The organism is Curtobacterium flaccumfaciens (assembly GCF_018598405.1).
Classification (GTDB): Bacteria; Actinomycetota; Actinomycetes; order Actinomycetales; family Microbacteriaceae; genus Curtobacterium; species Curtobacterium aurantiacum.
The window spans coordinates 54,551-73,455 of the sequence record NZ_JAHEWS010000013.1 but is presented as its reverse complement, the minus strand read 5'-3'; the positions used below and the strand labels follow the sequence as shown (position 1 = coordinate 73,455).

General features: G+C 69.9%; 17 protein-coding genes. 3 read left to right on the top strand and 14 right to left on the bottom strand.

Features of this window, described 5'->3' with window-relative positions; genetic code table 11:
• Positions 1 to 63: 63 nt before the first annotated feature.
• The 8 genes from KK097_RS10170 to KK097_RS10135 form a co-directional block, all read right to left on the bottom strand.
• Positions 64 to 726 (bottom strand): ABC transporter ATP-binding protein, encoded by a 663-nt coding sequence (locus KK097_RS10170; protein ID WP_214544627.1) that lies wholly within the window; start codon positions 724 to 726, stop codon positions 64 to 66.
• Positions 723 to 2,015, bottom strand: a complete 1,293-nt coding sequence (locus KK097_RS10165; protein WP_214544626.1) for a hypothetical protein — start codon at positions 2,013 to 2,015, stop codon at positions 723 to 725. The genes KK097_RS10170 and KK097_RS10165 overlap by 4 nt, the downstream gene beginning before the upstream one ends.
• Positions 2,003 to 2,908: a hypothetical protein gene (locus tag KK097_RS10160; RefSeq protein WP_214544625.1), complete on the bottom strand. Its 906-nt coding sequence runs from the start codon at positions 2,906 to 2,908 to the stop codon at positions 2,003 to 2,005. The genes KK097_RS10165 and KK097_RS10160 overlap by 13 nt, the downstream gene beginning before the upstream one ends.
• A gap of 57 nt (positions 2,909 to 2,965) precedes the next feature.
• Positions 2,966 to 3,232, bottom strand: coding sequence for a hypothetical protein (locus KK097_RS10155; RefSeq protein ID WP_214544623.1), 267 nt, complete (start codon positions 3,230 to 3,232; stop codon positions 2,966 to 2,968).
• Between the two features lie 390 nt (positions 3,233 to 3,622).
• The gene (locus tag KK097_RS10150) at positions 3,623 to 7,480 is read right to left on the bottom strand and encodes a TIM-barrel domain-containing protein (protein WP_214544621.1); all 3,858 of its coding nucleotides are present in this window, start codon (positions 7,478 to 7,480) and stop codon (positions 3,623 to 3,625) included.
• 450 nt (positions 7,481 to 7,930) lie between these two features.
• Positions 7,931 to 9,742 (bottom strand): histidine-type phosphatase, encoded by a 1,812-nt coding sequence (locus KK097_RS10145; protein WP_214544619.1) that lies wholly within the window; start codon positions 9,740 to 9,742, stop codon positions 7,931 to 7,933.
• A 340-nt stretch (positions 9,743 to 10,082) separates the two neighbouring features.
• Positions 10,083 to 11,066: a zinc-binding alcohol dehydrogenase family protein gene (locus tag KK097_RS10140; RefSeq protein WP_214544617.1), complete on the bottom strand. Its 984-nt coding sequence runs from the start codon at positions 11,064 to 11,066 to the stop codon at positions 10,083 to 10,085.
• Positions 11,063 to 11,557: a MarR family transcriptional regulator gene (locus KK097_RS10135; RefSeq protein ID WP_214544615.1), complete on the bottom strand. Its 495-nt coding sequence runs from the start codon at positions 11,555 to 11,557 to the stop codon at positions 11,063 to 11,065. Before KK097_RS10135 ends, KK097_RS10140 begins: the two co-directional genes overlap by 4 nt.
• 44 nt (positions 11,558 to 11,601) lie before the next feature.
• Between KK097_RS10135 and KK097_RS10130 the strand changes: the two genes are divergently transcribed.
• Entirely contained in the window at positions 11,602 to 12,057 is a 456-nt protein-coding gene (locus KK097_RS10130; RefSeq protein WP_214544614.1) for an ester cyclase, read from the top strand.
• Between the two features lie 490 nt (positions 12,058 to 12,547).
• Here KK097_RS10130 and KK097_RS10125 read toward each other — a convergent pair whose 3' ends face one another.
• A complete protein-coding gene (locus KK097_RS10125; protein WP_307858402.1) occupies positions 12,548 to 12,982 on the bottom strand; it encodes a winged helix-turn-helix transcriptional regulator in 435 nt (144 codons plus the stop codon).
• Between the two features lie 124 nt (positions 12,983 to 13,106).
• On the opposite strand from KK097_RS10125, the gene KK097_RS10120 reads away from it, so the two are divergent.
• A complete protein-coding gene (locus tag KK097_RS10120) occupies positions 13,107 to 13,760 on the top strand; it encodes an FMN-dependent NADH-azoreductase (RefSeq protein ID WP_214530088.1) in 654 nt (217 codons plus the stop codon).
• 9 nt (positions 13,761 to 13,769) lie between these two features.
• On the opposite strand, the gene KK097_RS10115 is transcribed toward KK097_RS10120, so the two are convergent.
• Entirely contained in the window at positions 13,770 to 14,480 is a 711-nt protein-coding gene (locus KK097_RS10115; RefSeq protein ID WP_214544613.1) for an SDR family oxidoreductase, read from the bottom strand.
• Positions 14,481 to 14,535: 55 nt separating this feature from the next.
• Here KK097_RS10115 and KK097_RS10110 point away from each other — a divergent pair, with 55 nt between their 5' ends.
• Positions 14,536 to 14,931 carry a MerR family transcriptional regulator gene (locus tag KK097_RS10110; protein WP_214530086.1) on the top strand — a complete coding sequence of 132 codons (396 nt, stop codon included), beginning with the start codon at positions 14,536 to 14,538 and terminating at the stop codon, positions 14,929 to 14,931.
• A 10-nt stretch (positions 14,932 to 14,941) separates the two neighbouring features.
• Here KK097_RS10110 and KK097_RS10105 read toward each other — a convergent pair whose 3' ends face one another.
• The 4 genes from KK097_RS10105 to KK097_RS18680 form a co-directional block, all read right to left on the bottom strand.
• The gene (locus tag KK097_RS10105) at positions 14,942 to 15,316 is read right to left on the bottom strand and encodes a VOC family protein (RefSeq protein WP_214544612.1); all 375 of its coding nucleotides are present in this window, start codon (positions 15,314 to 15,316) and stop codon (positions 14,942 to 14,944) included.
• Positions 15,317 to 15,411: 95 nt separating this feature from the next.
• On the bottom strand, positions 15,412 to 16,107 hold the full coding sequence (locus tag KK097_RS10100; RefSeq protein ID WP_214544611.1) for a helix-turn-helix transcriptional regulator: 696 nt from the start codon (positions 16,105 to 16,107) through the stop codon (positions 15,412 to 15,414).
• 217 nt (positions 16,108 to 16,324) lie between these two features.
• Positions 16,325 to 16,834, bottom strand: coding sequence for a hypothetical protein (locus KK097_RS10095; RefSeq protein ID WP_214544610.1), 510 nt, complete (start codon positions 16,832 to 16,834; stop codon positions 16,325 to 16,327).
• A 2-nt stretch (positions 16,835 to 16,836) separates the two neighbouring features.
• Entirely contained in the window at positions 16,837 to 18,789 is a 1,953-nt protein-coding gene (locus KK097_RS18680; protein ID WP_214544609.1) for an alpha/beta hydrolase, read from the bottom strand.
• Positions 18,790 to 18,905: the final 116 nt, after the last annotated feature.

Genomic DNA, 18,905 nt, shown 5'->3' with positions numbered 1-18,905 from the left:
GCCGAACCCGCCAACAGCAAGACCATCGACGTGCGGCTGCAGCCCCGTTCGTCTCTGGTTCCATCACGTGCCGCACTCGATGAGCTCCCCGTGTTGGAGTTGAAGTTGCCGTCCGCATCGCTGTGCAACCCGCTCACTGTGGGTGACGATCACGAACGTGGTTCCCGCTTGCTGCAGCCGGTCGAAGAGGGCGAGCACGTCGTCTTCGGTCGCCTCGTCCAGTGCGCCGGTGGGCTCATCGGCGAGGACGACGGCAGGGCGCTTCGCGATGGCTCGAGCGATCGCGACGCGCTGCGCTTCTCCTCCCGACAGTCGCCGTGGGCGCTTGACGGCGAGGTGACTGATGCCGACCGCCTCGAGAGCCTCATGTGCTCGGGCTGCCGAGTCAGCGCGAGCAGGAACTCCGAGCCGGACGTTGTCGAGCACGCTGCGGTCGCCGAGGAGGCTGTGGTCCTGGGTGACGATGCCGATGTGTCGGAGTCGGTGCGCCGCCATCCTCCGTACGGTGCGCTCGAGCACGTGCCCGTCGTGCTCGTAGGTCCCGCCGAAGTCGGTGTCGAGGCCGGCGAGGATCCGGAGCAGCGTGCTCTTGCCGGATCCGCTGCGCCCGGTGATCGCGACTGAGTGATCGTCTTCGCGAAGGTCGAAGTCGAGTCGGTCGAACAGTGCTCGGGTTGATCCGTCCGGCTCGGTGATGGTCTTCGAAACGTCGCGCAGCACGATCATCGTGGGGTACCTCTTCGGGGTTGGGGGGTCAGTTCGATGCGGACGGCTCGTCGGCCGAGTAGGCCGTCCGCCGCACACCAGAGGAGCAGAGCGGTGCCGGCTCCGAGTCGAGCCATCGCACTGTCGTTGGGGAGCAGCGCGCTGATTGCGAGGAGCAGCCCGAGCGCGGCGGTGTACTCGGTCAGGCGGCTTGCGCGGAATAGTCGGTTCGTGGCATCCGGGCTCCTCCCGAGGAGATGGTGGACCCGCGCCACAGGCGCTCGACGGTGATGCAGGAGCCGGCGAAGGAAGGCCGTGATGATGCCCACGCCCGCGGTGAGGACGGCGAGCAGCGCGATGATGAGCAGCAGGTTGTCCTGGATGAGCTGGCGGACGAGGGAGAGCTGCACGAGGTAGGTCGGAACTCCGAGCAACGTGTACGACCGGAAGCCGGTGTCGTCTCCGATCGCGTCGAGACGCGCGACGACGGCTCCGAAATCGAGGCTGTGATCGGCGGCGAGATCGGCGTTGAGCACCTGGAACACCAGGCGCCCGAACAGCTCGGGATCCAGTCGGTCCAGTGCTGCTCGGTCGAGTCCGGCGAGTGTCGGCGGGTAGGGCACGATGACGGTGTCGTCGAGGTAGTGGTTGGCCTCACCGCGGAAGTACATGGCGCTGTCCGGTTGGAGGAAACCGACGACTTCGAGCTCCTGCTCCTGCAGGATGACCGCTCCGGTGAATCGCGCTCCGACCTCGTACACGCCGCGGTACTCGTTGCCGAGCAGCACCGGGATCCGGCCAGATCCCCAGTCGACAGCGTCCCAATCGATCGGCACGCCGTCCTGAACGGAGAGCCCCGCGAACTCGTACGCGGTCTCGTTGAGCTGGATGGACTTGATGTCCTGAACGGTCCTGCCGGACTCGTCCTGGTACTTCCCCTTGAGCGTGTACTCGGTGCCGTAACCGACGTCGAAGCGGTCGTCGCCGCGGAAGTCCTGGACGGTGACGGGTTGGTCGTACGAGGAGATGAAGTCGAATCCGGGCTCGGCATCGATGCGGTCGGCGAATGCTGCGACTGCGTCGACCGCGTGCTGGTCCTGCCGGATCGCTTCGAAAGCGTCCGGGTCGAGATCGTCGACCACCGTGTAGAGGTCGACGTCGGCATCAGCGGACAGGCCCTGAGCCACGGCCTGCGAGGTGGACTGGGTGAACGACGCCACGTTGTACCAGCAGAGTGCGAGCAGCACGAGCAAGACGATCTTGGCGACGATGATCGTCCAGTTGGACCGGAGGTCGTTCAGCAGTTCCATCGTCGGGTTCCCTGCCAGAACGAAGCGACGGACACGGCAAGCACGACGGTTCCGACCGCGACGACTGCGGTGGTGACGTCGAGGTCGAGGGGGGTGGTCTGCCTGACGACTGCCGCGCCCGCGAGGGCGGTCGTACAGGCGGCGCTGCCGATGACAGCGACTCTGGCGGCCGCGCTGCGAAGGGTGGTCAGCGGTCGGATCCCGGTGGTGAAGCGGACGGCGGCGGTGCGGAGTTCCCATCGTCCGGCCTGAAGACCTGCGACCACGGCGATGAGCATGACGACGAGTGCGCCGAGCGCGACCAGGACCGGCGAAACGGCGTCGACGTTCGTCCTGCGGTTCGTGCCGTCGTCGATGATCTCGACGCTCCTGCCGGGGAACTCTGCGCTGTAGTGGCGGACGCTGTTCGGGCCGTCCAGGAGTAGCCGCTGTGGTGACGCCGAGAACCGCGACGGATCAGCGAGGACCACATCGTCGGACAGCAGGCTGTCGGCCCGGACGCCGAGTCGCCCCACCACGTTGTAGGTCTTGCCACCGACCGCCATGTCATCACCGTGGACGCTGACGTCGGCGCCGGCGAGGGCTTCGCCGGCGCGCCCGGTCAGTGCGTGCCCGTCGTGCAGTGGGACGTCTGCCCACTGTCCGGACAGGATCGCAACGGCGCGGACACGATCCTCGAGTTCCACGAACACCTTGGTTCCCGGTTCGAACGCGCTCCGCGCCCGCTCGAGATCGTCGAGTGTCGCGGTCACCCACGCGCTCTGGCCCGTACGGAGGTCGTTGCCTTCCGCCGCGATCACACGTCGGCGAGCGTCGAACACCCCGATCAAGACCGTCAACAGCATGGCCAGCAGCAGCAGGCCCGCGATCGCCGTGATCTGTTGCTTCGTCACGTCTTCTCCTCACGCCACAGCGGGTGCGAGCCGTCGACTCGCACCCGCTGCGATGTGTCACCTGCCGTAGTAGGTCTTCGCGGTACCGACACCGTTGCCGGGCTGGTTCGGCCGGTACGGCTTCCACACGGTCACGGCTTCGGTGCCGGACCTGCCCCACTTCCGGCCAGAGTCAGCGATGATCCTGCTGCCGTGCTCGAGTCGCGCGCGCGTGTAGTGCCGCACGCCTGCCCAGGTGGTCCAACCGTGCGAGCGCTTGTGCGTCGTCCCGCTGATCGTCTTCCGTTCCGATGCGCCACGGTGGTTCACCGCGAACACCGACATCCCGGTTTCTGCGCCCTCGACGGTCGCGCTGGTCTCAGACCATCCGCCGACGACCCCTCGCCCTCGACGTCGCTCTGCGCATGCGCGGGGATCGCGCCGAGGAACACCGTCCCCCCGACGGCGACTGCGGCGAAGCCTGCGGCGATTCGCCGAGTCTGTTGACCGATCGTGTTCATCGACTACTCCCTCTCTTGATGCTGACGTTCAGCCGTTAACATGTCAGACGTAGAACGTTTTGTCTAGGAAGTGTCTTCGGCCGCAACCCTCCTGCGGACGCGTGACGGGGGATCTGCAGCGCGACCACGGGCGGACTGGAGGCCCGGTGCCAGCTGGCACCGGGCCTCCAGTCCGTCCGTCATCTGCCCGTGACGGGTGACCGCTCAGGCGGGGTCAGCCACGCAACCGGCGTCGCCGACTGCGCAGCGTCCACACGAGTCCACCGGCCGCGAGCAGTGCCGCCGCCAACAGCCCGAGGGGGAGCAGGTTCGCGCCCGTCCAGGCCAGTGCACCGCCCGGGTCGCTGCCCGCATCCGCGCCTCCGTTGCCCGGCGCTGCCGCGCCCGGTGTACCGGATCCGTTGTCACCCGGCGTCGGAGCGCCGCTGCCCGGCGTGCCTGCACCCGGCGAGGTGGTCGGCGCCGGAGCAGCCGCAGCCTCCACGGTGAAGGCGGCCCTCGCCAGGGCCACACCGTCGACCGACGCGGTGACGGTCACTCGACCGGACGCGGTGCCCGGCACCCGCAGGTCGGCCGAGAACGCACCACTCGCGTCGGTGTGCGCGGTGGCACCACCGATGCGTGGTGCGGTCGCCAGCGCCACGTCGGTGTCCGCCGGGAACCCGGCGCCGGTCACGGTCTGGGTGTCGCCGGCGTCCACCCGAGGCGACTCGACCTGCAGGACGGGGGTCGCCGCCGCCTCGCTGCTGAAGGCGACGACCGTTCGCTTCGTCACGGACCGTTCGTCGACCGGCACGCTGATGGTGCGGGTGTCGGCGTCGTAGGTCCAGGCGGTGTCCGCGATCACCCGGCCGTCGATGGTGACGGTGCGGGGGCGGTCCGCGTTCGTGAACGTCGCCGTCCACGAGCGGTCCTGCACCTGGCCGGCGAAGGAGCCGTCGGCGGGGGCGATGGCGAGCGAGCCGCCGGTCGCCTGCTGCGTGTAGCGGACGGCGGTGGAGGCGCTGCCCGCCGCGGCCTTCGCAGACGCGGCGGCCGTGGTCATCGCGCTCGACTCCGCGGCGGCTCCCGGAGTGCTGTCCGCAGCGCTGTCTTCGCCGGCGTCTTCGTGCAGGTCGAACGAGCCGTCCGCGCCGGTCGCCACCGTCAGGGTGACGGCGTCGAGCGGTGCGGCGTCGTTCCGGACCTGCTCCGAGCGGGTGGGGACGATGCCGCCACTCTTCACGAACACCGGCATGCTGTTCAGGTCGGTCGTCACGTCGGCGGTGGTGCCTCCGGCGTACGTCTTACCGGTGAACCAGTCGGTCCACGAGCTGCCGGCCGGGAACCAGACGGAGCGGGTCGCCTTGCCGGAGTCGTCGTGCGCGGTGGTGACCGGGGCGACGAGCACGTCCTGGCCGTACAGGTACTCCGAGCCGGCCTGGGCGTAGGACTCCTGCGCCCCGGGGTACTGCAGGTAGAGCGGCTGCAGGATCGGGGTGCCCGTCTCGGTCGCCTGGGCGGCGAGCGTGTAGGTCAGGGGGACCAGGGCCTCGCGGAGGTTCAGGAACCGCTTCGCCGACGCCTCGGCAGCGGCCGGGTACTGCCACGGCAGTCGGTCGCTGTGGTTGCTGTGCAGGCGGTCGATCGGCTGGAAGGTGCCGAGCTGCACCCAGCGAGCGTAGAGGTCCTCGGGCAGCTGGGTCGTGCCCTCCTCGGCGCCCTCGATGCCGTACTGCGCACCGTTGTGGCCACCGATGTCGTGGCTGACCGAGGCCAGACCGGTCGCGGCGGACTCACCGGGGGTGTAGCCGACCTCGGCGAGCAGCATGTCCCACGACGACGTGGTGTCGCCGGTGAAGTGCACAGTCGTGCGCTTGTCCGCCCACGGGCCGGTCGGGACCGCCTGCGGGTTGCCGTAGCCACCGGCGGTCAGCGAGCCGTACGCCCGCGAGAACGCGAGCCCGCGGCCGCCGAGCGCCTGGTCCGTGTACTTCGCGTACTGCTGGTTGATGAACGCGTCGGGGGTGACGCCGTTCGCCGAGTACTTCGAGTTCTCGCTGCAGCACCAGTCGAGCCACCACATGTCGACGCCCTTCGGCTGCAGCGAGGTGTGCAGATCGAAGTACGCCTTGAGCTGGTCCGGGTCGGACCAGTCGAACAGGTACCGGTCGCCGTCGCCCTTGGTGAGCTTGCCCTTCGCGGTGGCCTGGGCCTTCGCGAACTGCGGGTCCTGGCTCGAGATCGACGGGTGGATGTTGAGGGTGTTGTGGATGCCTTCGGCGTGCCAGTCGGCGAGCAGGCCGGTCATGTCCGGGATCCGGGACGGGTCAACCGACCAGCCGTTCCACTTGCTGTCGCCCTGGTTGGTGGGGCTGCCGATCTTGTAGTCGGTGTCGATCGCCATGACGTCGACGGGGACGCCTTCGTCCTGGAACTGCTTCGCGATCGCCAGGTAGTCGGCCTGCGAGCGGTCGTAGTACTCGGAGTACCAGATGCCGTACGCCCAACGGGGGAGCAGCTTCGTCGGACCGGTCAGGACGGCGAGCTCCTGCAGGGCATGACGGTAGTCGCTGCCGTACCCGAAGACGTAGCCGTCCTGGTAGCGCTCGCCGCCGTGGTCGCCGGCGGGGATGACGGTGTCGGTCGCCTGGTCGTACAGCGCCGAGGCGCTGTCGTCGAGGAGCGACCAGCCGTCCTGGTAGAGCAGGCCCGGGTTGGTCTTCACCGATCCGTTGGCGGTGTCGAGGTCCCGTCGGTACCCGCCGAGCGGTGCGTGTGCGGCGAGGACCGGCGACGCGGTGTTGACCACAGCGACGGTGTCGAAGTTCACGTTGCAGTTGTTCGTCACGGTCGGGCACCCGATCACGACGTCGTTCGTGCCGGCGGCCAGGTGCACCGGCACGGTGGCGGTGTTCCAGTAGTCCCAGCCGCTCGTCCTCGGGAGCGGTGCAGTGGTCGACTGCTGACCGGTCGGGGCCGCGGTGAGCGTCGGGGTGCCGGCTGAGCCGTTGGCGTAGCGGACCTGCAGGGCGTAGTCGCCCGCGGCGGGCACCCCGGTGATGTGGGTCGTCAGCTGCGCCCCGGCACGCTCGAACCCGGCGACGAAGCCGACTCCGGCGAAGCCGTTGTGGTTGGTGGCGGTCGTCGCCGGAGCGGTCCGTGCCGAGTCCTCGGCCTGGCACACGGTGCCGAACGCGCAGTCCTCACCGGTGACCGTGGTCGACGGTGCCGGGTAGGCGGCACCCGTGCTGACCAGGGCCAGGCTGTCGACGTTCACCCGGCCGGAGTCGTCCGCGGTGCGTTCGATGCGCACACGGTGCTCGCCTGCGGGCAGGTCGAGCGTCGTGGCGGCGGTGGTCTTCCAGTCGTCCCAGTTCGCGCCGGGTGCGAGCCGGATCGTCTTCGCGGCGCCGCCGTCGACGGTCAGGCTGAGGGTGCGGGTGGCGACCTGGCCGTCGCCGCCCTGCGAGTTCGCGTAGCGCAGGGCGAGGTCGTACGAGCCGGCCCGTTCCGCCGTGGTCGTGAAGGTCATCGCGTTGCCGACGGACTCGAAGCCCGCGGCGAACCCGGCTCCGGTGAAGCCCGTGTGGTCGGTGGCGAGCGACAGGCCGGTGAGCCCGAGCGTCTCGGCCTCGCAGAGCGATCCGATCGTGCACGAGGGGGTGGGCGTCGACACCCACGGCGTGCCGGTGACCCGCTGCCCGGAGGCCGTGGTCACGGTGGTCTGCAGGGAGTCCTGCGTGAATGCCCCCGAGCCCTCCTTGTACCGGACGGTCATCGCGCCCGTGTCGAGGGTCAGCCAGCCGTCCCGCTCGGTCTTCGTGAACGTCGTGGGTGCGAAGTCGTCGCGGCCGATGACGTTGAAGGTGCTGCCGTCGGTGAACTGCGAGTCACCGGCGTACTCGGTGCGGATCAGGGTGGGGGAGAGCACCTCGAACCGGGCCTGGCCCGAGACGACGGTGCGGTCGGCTGCGGGGTCCGCGGCGGCCGGGATCGCGGCGATCCCGAGCATGCCGAGGGCGGTCGCAGCGACGATGCCCGACGACAGCGCACGGCGCAGCCCTCGGGATCGGAAGGAGATGGGGCGCAAGTGGGTGCTCCTCGTGGACGTCGTCGTCCATCGGGCCGTGCAACGGCCGTGACCTGCGGGCCGTCCCTGCGGCGGCCCGTTTACAACGCTGTAAACCATACGACCAGGAGGGCTCCCGAGGAAGGAGCAGCTGGGGGTCGGCTCGTTTCGCGGCTTCCGCCGCCCTGGTGAGCGGCGTGGTCGCGTCGTGCGTGGCCGTGGACTCGAGCCGCTGACGGACTGGAGGCCCGGTGCCAGCTGGCACCGTCCCTCCAGGCACGGCCGTCACCCCGCTGGCGCGGTGCGCCGGTACCGGCTGGTGGGGCCCACCTCCAGGCACGGCCGTCACCCCGCTGGCGCGGTGCGCCGGTACCGGCTGGTGGGGCCCACCTCCAGTCCGGCCGTCACCCCGCTGGCGCGGTGCGCCGGTACCGGCTGGTCATGTCGAGAAGCCGCGACTCCGCGTCGGAGTCACTCGGTGGGGCGACGCCGGCGACTCAGGATCAGAGTCCCGGCACCGGCCAGGAAGAGCAGCGTCGCGAGCAACGCCGGTCCGGCAGGCGACTCTGCACCGGTCGCGGCCAGCGTGCCCGTCGCCCGGGCTGTCGGTGTGCCGGCGCCCTGCGCCGCCGGAGTCACCGTCGGCGTCGTCGCCGGGGTCGGCGTGGGCTCCGCGGTGGGCGTCGCGGTCTGCCCTGACGCGGCTGCAGCGATCAGCGGGCTCTCGGACATCGCCGTGCCGGTGAGGCAGTGCTTGAGCTCGGTCTCCTTGACCCAGTGCGACCCTGCGGCGACCGCACGGCATCCGGAAACGAACGCGATCTCCCGCTCGTTGTAGAGCATGCGCACGAGCGGCGTGTAGGCCGCTCCGGTAGCGGGGTCGATGCCTGCTCGTGACACGACGTCCCACTGCACGTTCGCCGCCATCGGCGTCACCTGGGAGCCTCGCCACGGGTTGGTGGCGTCGTCGTAGACGTCGGCGTCCGAGGTCGGAGCAGCGTTGTCGGGCGCGGCGACGGTGGAGCCCGGCAGACGCAGCAGCGCAGCGAACGGGATGATCGTCTCGGCGTGCGCGAAGCGGAAGGTCGCGACCACGTCGCCGCCGGCGACGCGGGCGTCGATCGTGGCGAAGAAGTCGTCGAGCAGGGGCTCGGCGATCGAGTAGGTCTCGTCGTGCCCGGCGAGGCTCGGACCCTTCTCGTAGAAGTCCTCGGCGTCGAGCAGGTACGCGAACCACTCGGCATCCGCCGGCCGGCCAGCGAAGTATTGCGCGAAGTCGAACTGGTGCGGAGCGACGTTCTCCTCTTGCATGTCGGCCGCGATGATGTACAGGTTGTACAGCGACATCGCCGCATCGACGGTGCTCGTGATCGACTTCTTCCGATCGCCGCAGGCATCGGGATCGGCCTTCGTGTCGGCGCCGGGCGCGCACGCCACCGCGCCGCCCTTCGAGCCGTCGGCGGTGTTGTACCAGGTGTGTGCCTTGTCCGTGCCGATCGCGGCGATGAACCCGGGCGTGAAGATGCCGGAGAGCAGGTCGTTCGCCGCTTCGACGGATCGCGGCTTCGCCTCGATGTACTGCATGGCTGCCGCGATCGTGCCGCCGTCACCGGTCTGTTCGGCGACGTAGTCCTCGTACGCCTGGGCGCGCTGGCGCTCGGGCGACCCTTGCACCTTCTCGGTGCCGTCCGGGTTCTCGACGTCGTGGAAGTAGAGCAGGTCAGGGCGCGGTTCGAGCGTGACGCCCGCGGCCCCGAAGCCCCGCAAGAAGTTCTCGCCCGACTCCGTGGCGCGAGACTCACCCGAGGTCTCGGCGACCACTCGCCCGCCCGTCTTCGCCGCAGCTGCGAACAGCTGCTTGTTGCGCTGCGCGGCTCGCGCTCCGATGCCCTGGTGCTGGGCGGCGCCCCGACCCGTGAGCATGCCGTAGCCGTTCGCGACGTTCGCCGCGGTGATGGCATCGAGGTTCGCGGAGAACTCCCTCCCGATCTCCGGCGTCAGGAACCCGTTCTCGGCCTGCGCGGTCGCGGCGAGACGGTGCAGCAGCGCGTCGTACTTGTACGCGGAGAGTCCCCGGGATCCGTGTCGGGCGACCGACTCCGTGGCGACGGGTGCGTAGCCCGTCGGTGCCGGCGAGTAGGCGTCGATGTCCGACTGGCTGGGGGCGATGTAGGGCTGCTTGCTGCTGTAGAAGCTGGCCTCGTCGGCGTGCGCCGGTGTCGCGAACACCAGCGAGGCGAGGGCAGCGACGGCAACGCAGGACAGCGCGGTGCGGGTGTTCATGGGTCCTCCGGTATCGGGACCCTCGGGTGGCGGTCCGACAAGCAGGGTTAGCGGCAGCGGGTGAACAGCCCTTGACCCGGGGGTGACCGGACGGTGCTGCCGGGCACGGCAGCACGCGTGGGACGCCACGACAGGAGCGCGGGCCCTGGACGCGTGCCGCTGACGGACTGGAGGCCCGGTGCCAGCTGGCACCGGGCCTCCCGTCCGTCAGTTGCGGGCCACCGAAATCTGCTTGTAGCTGCGAGGAGACATCAGACCTTCCTGACTTGCACTGGCTGGCGCCCTTGTCGAGGACGAACGGGTTCCACCCCGAGAGCGGGTTCCGGGGAGCCCGTACCCATCATCGGATGGTGACGACGAGCTTGCCTGACCGGGTCCCGTCCTCCATGTCGCGGTGGGCCTGCACGATCTCCTCGAGTGGATACACCTTCGCGATCGGGACCTGCACGGTGCCGGCTGCGACGGTGTCGAGGAACGTCTGCAGCACCGATGCCGGCAGGTCGCTCGCTTCGCCGGAGTACGCGGTGAGGCGCACCCCGTTGGGGATCACCGCCATCGGGTAGAAGTCGGGGATGGTCCAGACGTCGGAGAGCATCCCGCTGAACGACACGGTGCCGTGGACGGCTGTGGCCCGGAGCGTGTCGGGCAGCGTGCCGGTGCCGATCAACTCGACCGCTCCGTTGACGCCGTCCGGCACGATTCGACGGACCGTGTCGGCGATCCTGCCCGTGTCCACCACGACGTGGTCCGCACCAGTGGCGTGCAGTCGCTCGGCGCGGTCCGGGTTGCGAGTGGTGGCGATGACGGTCATGCCCTGCTGCTTCGCCAGCACGATGCACGCGAGCCCGACTGATGACGTGCCACCACGGACCAGGATCGTGTCGCCCCGGCGGGCGTCGACGCCGACGGTGAGCGACCCGTGTGCAGTCTGCAGCATCTCCGGGACGGCACCGATGGTGGCCCAGTCGAGGGCGCTGGTGAACGGCACGACGCTGCTGGCTGGGACGAGGGTGTACTCGGCGTAGCCGCCGTCGAAGTCACGGCCCATGCCACCCATGAGCGCCGCGACCGTAGTCCCCACTGCGTGCTCACCACCCGGGGCTGCCTCCACGGTCCCGACAGCCTCGATCCCGGGCACCCGTGGGAAGGTCCCGAAATGGCCCATGCCGCGGCGGAAGTGCAGCTCGGACCGGTTGAGCCCGAACGCTTCCACACGGATCAGCACCTGGCCTGGGCCTGGGATCGGGATCGGCAGCTCACGGAGGTGCAACACGTCGGGGCCACCGGGTGCGTCGATCACGACGGCCCGCATGGTGGCCGTCATCGCCTTGCCTCCAACGTCGACTGCAGGCGGTCGAGTGCCGCGATGCCGTCTGCGATCGCCGCGGCATCGGCATCCGAGAGCACGGCGTCCAGCGCTTGGTCGAACCGCTCGTCCGCGAGGGCGAAGGCGTCTCTCCCCTGGGGTGAGAGCACACTGCGGACACTGCGCCGATCGTCCGGGTCCGTCGCACGCTCGAGGAAACCATCGGCGGCGAGCCGGTCGAGCAAGCGACTGGCTGCAGCGATCGACGTCCCGACGCCGGTCGCGACGTCCTGCACCCGGGCGCCCGATGGGGCTGCCTGGACGATCCGCAACACTTCCAGTCGGGCCAGGCTCAGCACACCCTCGCCCCGCATCCGCTTCTCGACCGTGTTCCACACGTCGGTCTCGTGCCGCACCAGCGCGGCGAAGTACTCGTGAAGACGCGCCGCTCGCCCAGTCCGGTCATCCGGGGCGTCGATTCCATGGAGGGGGGCGAGGTCCGTGCTCATGCTTCGACTCTACGGCATCTAGTTGCTATGTAAAGTAGTTGTCCATGACCACAGGCACACGCCTCTCCTTCCTGCGATTCGTTGACTTCATCAACAGCGCCGACCCGTCCATCGGTGAGACGGTCATCGCACCGGAAGCGGCGTTCTTGACGCCGTTCTCGCCCGAGCCGCTGCGCGGACTGCCGGGGTACCTGCAGATCCTGACGATCATGCGGGGCGCGTTCTCTGACATCCAGTGGAGCATCGACCGCATCGTTGTCGAGGGCGACACAGTCGCAGCACGTTTCGAACTCCGCGGCACGCACGACGGCGAGTTCCTCGGTGTCCCCGCCACGGGGAGGACGGTGGTCGCGAACGCGAGCAACTTCTACCGTTTCGACGAGGGACTGATCGTCGACGAGGTCGGCCAGCCGGACGTGCTCGGCATCCTCGGGCAGATCGGGGCGCTCCCGCCGTCGTCGCGGAGGTCCGGAGCGCAGCCGTCGACGGACCGGGGGTGATCGCCGCATCCGGGCACGGGCGTCACTCCGCTACCGCGCGCGGTTCTCGGAGAGTTGGATGGAACGATGCTATGCCGCGTTCCGCTTCGTGTGCTCGCCCTTGCGTTCGGTCTTGGGGCTCTGGTCGCGGGGTTCGTGATGGCGCTCCTCGGTGCGGGCGTCCACTCCGTCGGACTCGTAGCCGGAGGGCTGGTCATCGCGGCGATGGGATTGCTGGCTGCGATCGTCGGTGCGATCGGCTTCGCACTCCACGGGTCCGCCCGACCCCGGCGTGACCGAACGAAGCGCTGAGGCGGCCCGACCGCTCCTGTCTGGGATCTGGTCATGGACGGGGACCAGTGGCTGGGTGAACAAGGTGTTGATGTCACGGCCGCTCCGACCCGTCGCCATGAAGCTCACCCAGGTCGCCGAGACCGATCGCGAGTTGCCGGTCCTCCTCGATCGCTGAGCCCGCAGCGCGCGTCGTCATCGCGCGCGAGCGCCGCCGTCGTCATCGATCTCGGGCATCACCGTCGCCGTCGAAGTCCTGCCGGTTGCCGGCGATCACCTGCTGGTGTTCCCGCACCCAGTCGGCGAGGGCGAGGGCCACGTACTGCAGCGACCGTCCGAGGTCGGTGAGCTCGTACTCGACGCGGGGCGGCACCTCGGCGTGGACCGTCCGCGAGACGAGCCCGTCGCGCTCGAGTGCGCGCAGCGTCACGGTCAGCATCCGGCGTGAGATGCCGGGGATGACCTCGGAGAGCTCGGTGAACCGCCGCCGCTCGTCGCCGAGCACCCCGATCACCAACAGCGTCCACTTGTCGCCCATCCGGGACAGCAGTGACCGGAAGAGTTCCGGGTCCTCGCTCGTGCACAGCTCGGCCATCGTGGGCATCGACTGGTGGAGCCGGGCCTGCAACGTCTCCAGCGCGGTCTGGTCCGTCATGGGGTCTCCCGTGGTTACTGCCGGGTAACAGGGGATCGTTTGCGGTAACGGGAACCCGGCGGGCAGGGTTACCCATCGTAACCGAAGCCCGGGTCGCCGACCCGGGAACGATCGAAGGAGTGTCATGACCCTGTTCCGCCTGGACGCCAGCATCCGCACCGAGGGCTCCACCAGCCGAGCGCTCGGTGACATCGTGGAAACCGAGTGGAGTGCCGTGCACGCGGGCGCCGAGGTGACCCGCCGTCACGTCGGCACCGACCCCGTGCCCGCCGACAGCTGGGCCGACGCCGTCGCCGCATCCGCGACGCCCGAGTCCGAGCGCACGGCGGCCCAGGTCGCCGCGGTCGCCCTGGCCGCCGAGCTGACCGACGAGCTCGCCGGTGCCGACGCGCTGCTGTTCGCCGTGCCGCTCTACAACTTCGGCGTCTCGCAGCACTTCAAGTCCTACGTCGACCTCGTGCTGACCGACCCGCGGATGGCACCCGGCGCCGTGCCCGCGACCGTGGGCAAGCCGGCCGTCCTGGTCACGGTGCAGGGTGGCAACTACTCCGCTGGCACACCCCGGGAGGGCTGGGACCACGCCACAGCCTGGATGCGCCGCATCCTGGAGGACGTCTGGCAGCTCGACCTCGAGGTGGTGACGCGCGAGTTCACGCTCGTCGGGGTGAACCCCGCCCTCGACCAGTTCACCGAGCTGGCCGACGAGTTGCGGGTCCGCGCCGAAGAGCAGGCGGCCCAGCACGGCCGCACGTTGGCGGCCATGCCGAAGGCTGCGTGAAGCCGGCTCCTACGACGCGAGCATCTGCGCCACCACCGCGTACAGCTCCCTGGGGTCGCCGGCGAGCATCTGCTTGATCAACGCGGCCTGCTCGTCGACGACCACCTCGTAGTCGTCGCGCTCGACCCCGTCCAGGGTCGCGCGCGCCACGTCCGCCGGGTCGGTCTTGGCCATCGAGATCCCCGCGGTCATGTCGGTGTCGGCCACTCCGAGGTGCACGGACATCACCGTGGTCCCTTGGCCGGCCAGCTCGTGCCGCAAGGCGTTGCCCATGTTCCACAGGGCGGCCTTCGACACCGCGTAGGCGGAGGCTCCGGGCATGGCGAGCCAGGAGGCGCCTGAGGCGATGTTCACGATGCTCCCACCGCCGTTCGCCGCCAGGACCGGCGCGAACGCGCGGATCACGGACAGGGTGCCCCAGACGTTCGTGTCCATGTCGGCGTGCGCTGCGTCCAGGTCGCCCAGCAGGGTCGCCGTGGTCGCGATCCCGGCGTTGTTGATCAGGAGATCCACGTCGGTCGCGACCGCGGCGGCCGCTGCGACGGACGCGGGGGAGGTGATGTCGAGGGCGAGATGCTCGACGCCCTCGAGGTCGATCAGTTCGGGGCGTCGGGCGGTCGCGTACACCTTCGCCCCGCGTGCGATCAGCTGTGCGGCGAGGTGGCGTCCGATACCGCGGTTCGTGCCGGTGACGAGGGCAGTGGCTCCAGAGAGGTTCATGCCGCTACGGTAGAACCTGACGTCAACGTGAGGATCAAGACCGAGGGACAGAACGATGCGGATCGGCGAACTCGCAGAACGGGCCGGCGTCAGCGTCCGGTCGCTGCGGTACTACGAGGAACAGGGGCTCCTGGAGTCGGAGCGGACCAGCGGCGGACACCGGGAGTACCGCGAGCCCGATGTCGCGCGGGTGCGCTTCATGCAGATGCTCTACGCGGCGGGCATGCCGAGCCGCCGGATCATCGAACTCCTGCCCTTCCTCGACACCGGGGTCGCCACGCGGACGATGCTCGACCACTTCGACGAAGAGGGCGATCGCATCCGACGCCAGATCGAGGCCCTCACCGCTACCCACGATCGCCTCGCACGACTCCGCGACATCGCTGCGGAGTCCGTCGCGGGGCGGCCGCCGGAGGAGTGCCGCTCGTCGGCGAACGCCGCCGCCGCCTGAACACACCCGACTAGCTGGCGGCGGGTTTGCTGAACAGGTTGACGACGTTGCCGTCCGGGTCACGGACCAGTGCGGAGCGGTTGCCCCACGGCATCGTGGTCGGCTCCAGGACGACGTCGTCGCTGCTGAGCTGCAGTCCGGCGAAGTCGCCGTCGACGTCGGCGACCTCGAACTCGATGAGCACGGAACGGTCCGTCGCCGGCGTCAGCGCGCCCCCGAGCATGGCGACCGTGGCAGTGCTGGCGATCGCGAGGGTCCCACCCGGGCCGCTGAACTGCGCGAAGACCGGTGCGGGGCGCTCGGCCTGCTGGCCGGTGACCCGCTCGTAGAAGGCGACCATTCCCTCGAGGTCGTCGGTGATGATGCGGACGGATGTGAACGTCATGGGGTTCCTCACGGTGGTGCTGCTGACTCGGAGTGACCAGCTTCTCCGGCGGTCGCGACACCGTCCTGTCGGTGTTTCCGGAAACCGAGACGCAGCTACCCGTCGAGGACCGGCCGGAGTCGTCCGTACTGGATCGCCAGGTCCTCGGAGCGCAGGACACGCTGCGCGGGCCGCTCGTCGGTGACCTCGACCGACAGCATCCGGTCGCCCCGGAACGCCCGCACCCCGTCACGCATCCGGCACCAGGCGATCAGGTACCACTGGCCGTCCTTCCCGATCGACCCCAGCGGTTCGACGTCGCGGACGGACTCGGCTCCGCCGGCATCCTGGTACCGGAGCCGCACGACTCGATCCGCACGCAGGGCCGCCGCGAACTCGGCCGGGGCGACCGTGTCCTCCTCGCTCTCCAGGAAGTGCACCCGGGACGCCAGTGTGCTGGCTCGTGCGGCGTCCCCGGCGGGCATGACCGCGAGCGTCTTCCTGGCCGCGGTGTGCGCGGCGTGCCGGAACGGGCTGCGCCCCAGCGAGCCGAGCCCGATCAACACCGCGAGGGCTTCATCCGGCGTGAAGCCCGCCGGGCCGAGCGTCGCGGACGCGTCGATGACGTACCCACCCGCCCGGCCGGGCTCCGCCCAGATGGGCACACCCGACTGCTGCAACGCGGAGATGTCCCGTTCGATGGTCCGCACCGACACCTCGAACCGTTCCGCGAGACGACGCGCGCTCCGCGGGTGCGGGGAGACGGCGCGCAACTCTTCCACGAGGCCGTAGAGCCGGTCGGTGCGGTTCACCTCGTCATCTTCCCTCGCGCGTCGACCTTCCGTCCGATCCACGCCGTCTCGTGTGACGGGTGTTCGCGGGGCTCGCGTTCGTCGGCGCACGCGGTCGCGGCGTGCGCGGCACTGGACGCGCGCCACTGGCGGACTGGAGGCACGGTGCCAGCTGGCACCGTGCCTCCCGTCCGTCAGTGGTCCTGGACCGGGCCCGTCGACCCGCGCACGGGCGCGCTCACTCCGCGGAGCGCAGCTCCTGCACGTCGCCGTCGGAGCACTTCGAGACCCCGGTGATGCTGTAGCGCTGCGGGTAGGCGTTGAAGCCGATCGAGGTGACGGGGCCGTCGACGCCGCGGATCCCGGTGAGCGGGTCCGCGCCGCCGCTCTCGAACCGTTCCGTCGTGATCCCCTTGGCCTTCCAGAGTTCCTCGACGGTGCGGATGTCGGCTGCCGGATCGCCGCCCCCGTCCGTGCCGCTCCGCTCCAGGATGTACACGAAGCGGGCGCCTTCCTGGCCGCCCGACCGCGTGCAGACCTCGGCAGCGGGGCCGCGGTAGACGGTCCAGTCGCCGCCGACCGCGTCGGTCGACTCCTTGACGACATCGACGATCGACTTCTTGGCGTCGGACGGATCCACGGTCTTGCCTCCGGGGGTGTTGCTACAGCCGGTCATGGTCAGCGCCGCTGTCAGGACGAGGGCGACGCCGGTGCTGGTGCGGGCGAGGCCGCGGAATCGTTCGTTCACGGTCACAGTGTCCACTGCGGATTCTCCAGGAGCGACTCCTGGAACTGGGTCGGCCCCTTCGGCTGGGCTTCCGTCATGAGCTCGGGGTGCCCGGTCGTGGCGAAACCGATGTTGGTGAGGGACTCGGTGTTGGGGTCGAGGTAGCCCCGTTCGTCCTCCGTGTGCGTGCCGTGGTCCTCGACCGGGTTGAGCGCGCCCGAGCCGTCCGCGCCGAACGCGGTGGCCCCGAAGTCCGGATCGGTCGGGTCCTGGCTGTGCACGGGGCTCAGTCGTCCGGTCCACGCCCACTGGTCGCCCTTCTCGGGGTCGATCGCCCAGACGTCCCGCGCCTGTCCGGCGTACACGTGGTCGGCGTTGAGGTCGTCGGCGTCCTCGATGGAGTTCGGGAGGCCGGCGGACCCGATGGTGGTGAACGAGTCGACCTGCACACCGCTCTGAGTGAGGGCGTACGCCGACGTGGTCGAGCCGTAGGAGTGGGCGACGACGTTCGTGGTGGGCCCGTCGTCCTGGCGGACCGCGTCCAACCCCCGGATGGACGCGGCGAGCTGGTCACCGCCGGTCTCGGCGTAGTCGCTGCCGAGGACCCCGAAGTCGAGCTTGCCGGAGACGACCGGCTGCGGCGGGGTCTTGTAGCCCATCCACGAGATCACGGCGCGGTCTTCGGGCCCGGTGTCCGCCTGCTGGTCGTAGAGGTGCTGGGCGGAGTCGGTCCACCCGACCATGCCGGTCGTGTCGGAGCCCATCCCCGGCACGGCCCACGTGACGTTGTCTGCGGTGTCGAGGTCGCCGACCGACACCGCCGCCAGGGGCGGGACGTCGTCCGTCAACGAGACGATGAACCGTTCCCCGGCCTTGCTGCCCTGCTCGAACTGGCTCGCGGTGTCGATCGCCCGCAGCGCCTCGAGGTTCTCCGACGCAAGCATCCACGACGTCCCGTTGTCGTACGCGACCGTGGACCGGAGGTCTTCCACCTCTTGCTCCGCTGCCCGGATGCGGGCATCGAGCACGACCCGGTTGGCGGTGTCCCGCGCCCAGTAGTCCACACCCTCCAGGTTGCCGAGGACGCTCAGGACCGGCAACGGCAGCGCCCTGAGGTCGTTCGCGTCCGCCGCCGAGTAGCCGAGTCCGGCCCAGAGTGCCGCGACCTCGGCCGCGGAGAGGTCCGGGTCCAGCATCTGCTGGAACGCCGGCGGCAGCTCGGCGGCAGCGGAGACGTCGAGGGTCGCGTTCGAGATCGACCCGTGGCCTCCGGCCTGCTCGAAGGCGTCGGCGATGCGGTCGGCCCAGGCGGCGTCCGCGTCGTTCTCCTCGAGCAGGCGTTCGAATCCGTGCAGGAACGTCGAACCGTCGATCTTCGCCCACCCGCAGCTCGCCGTGAAGCCGGTCCATGCGTTCCGCAGCGTGGTCTGTTTCGTGGACGCTGCTCGGTCGAGTGCACGGGAACCGCTCGCGAAGGACTGGAGGTGCCCCGGATCGGCCGAGCTCGTGCCGCCCGACGTCCCGCCGCCGGTCCGCGTCCGGGTCCGCGCCGAGAACGACGCGGAGATGCTCGGCGGAGCGATCGGGATCTCGGACGGCTTGAGGTCGAAGCTCTGCATGCCGGGCAGCCGGAGGACGCTGATCGGGTCCTCGGCCGACTCCCGGTCCCGTTCGTCCTGCCGGACCTGCCACGCGGCGAGGTCGGCCTGCCGCTGCCGTTCGTTCGCGGCGGCGGTCGTCGTCGCGTCGACCTGCGTGCTCAGCTCGTCGAGCACGGAGGCGAGCTTCGGACGGTCGTCCGCTTCGATCTGCGCCGATTCCTCGAAACGCTTCGCGTACGCACCGTCGAAGTCGTCGAGCGCGTTCTCGACGCCGGTGCGTCGTGCGGCGCTCTGACCGCGCAGCGTCTCGGCAGCGCCGGACGCCGCCTGCGCCAGCAGATCGGCTGCAGCGTCGTCGTACTGGATTTCCCCCACGGTGATCCCCCTTGCGCCTGTTCCCCGACGCGATCCCGACTGTACAGGGCGGGTGCGCGGAGCGCACCGATGACCGTCAGCGAACCGTGAGGATGCGGGCCGGCAGCGTCAGCGAA

Bases quoted from the DNA above. Each gene is read 5' to 3' on its own strand.
- KK097_RS10170 (WP_214544627.1), bottom strand. From the start codon at position 726: ATGATCGTGCTGCGCGACGTTTCGAAGACCATCACCGAGCCGGACGGA.
- KK097_RS10165 (WP_214544626.1), bottom strand. From the start codon at position 2,015: ATGGAACTGCTGAACGACCTCCGGTCCAACTGGACGATCATCGTCGCC.
- KK097_RS10155 (WP_214544623.1), bottom strand. From the start codon at position 3,232: ATGTCGGTGTTCGCGGTGAACCACCGTGGCGCATCGGAACGGAAGACG.
- KK097_RS10145 (WP_214544619.1), bottom strand. From the start codon at position 9,742: ATGAACACCCGCACCGCGCTGTCCTGCGTTGCCGTCGCTGCCCTCGCC.
- KK097_RS10140 (WP_214544617.1), bottom strand. From the start codon at position 11,066: ATGACGGCCACCATGCGGGCCGTCGTGATCGACGCACCCGGTGGCCCC.
- KK097_RS10135 (WP_214544615.1), bottom strand. From the start codon at position 11,557: ATGAGCACGGACCTCGCCCCCCTCCATGGAATCGACGCCCCGGATGAC.
- KK097_RS10130 (WP_214544614.1), top strand. From the start codon at position 11,602: ATGACCACAGGCACACGCCTCTCCTTCCTGCGATTCGTTGACTTCATC.
- KK097_RS10125 (WP_307858402.1), bottom strand. From the start codon at position 12,982: ATGACGGACCAGACCGCGCTGGAGACGTTGCAGGCCCGGCTCCACCAG.
- KK097_RS10120 (WP_214530088.1), top strand. From the start codon at position 13,107: ATGACCCTGTTCCGCCTGGACGCCAGCATCCGCACCGAGGGCTCCACC.
- KK097_RS10115 (WP_214544613.1), bottom strand. From the start codon at position 14,480: ATGAACCTCTCTGGAGCCACTGCCCTCGTCACCGGCACGAACCGCGGT.
- KK097_RS10110 (WP_214530086.1), top strand. From the start codon at position 14,536: ATGCGGATCGGCGAACTCGCAGAACGGGCCGGCGTCAGCGTCCGGTCG.
- KK097_RS10105 (WP_214544612.1), bottom strand. From the start codon at position 15,316: ATGACGTTCACATCCGTCCGCATCATCACCGACGACCTCGAGGGAATG.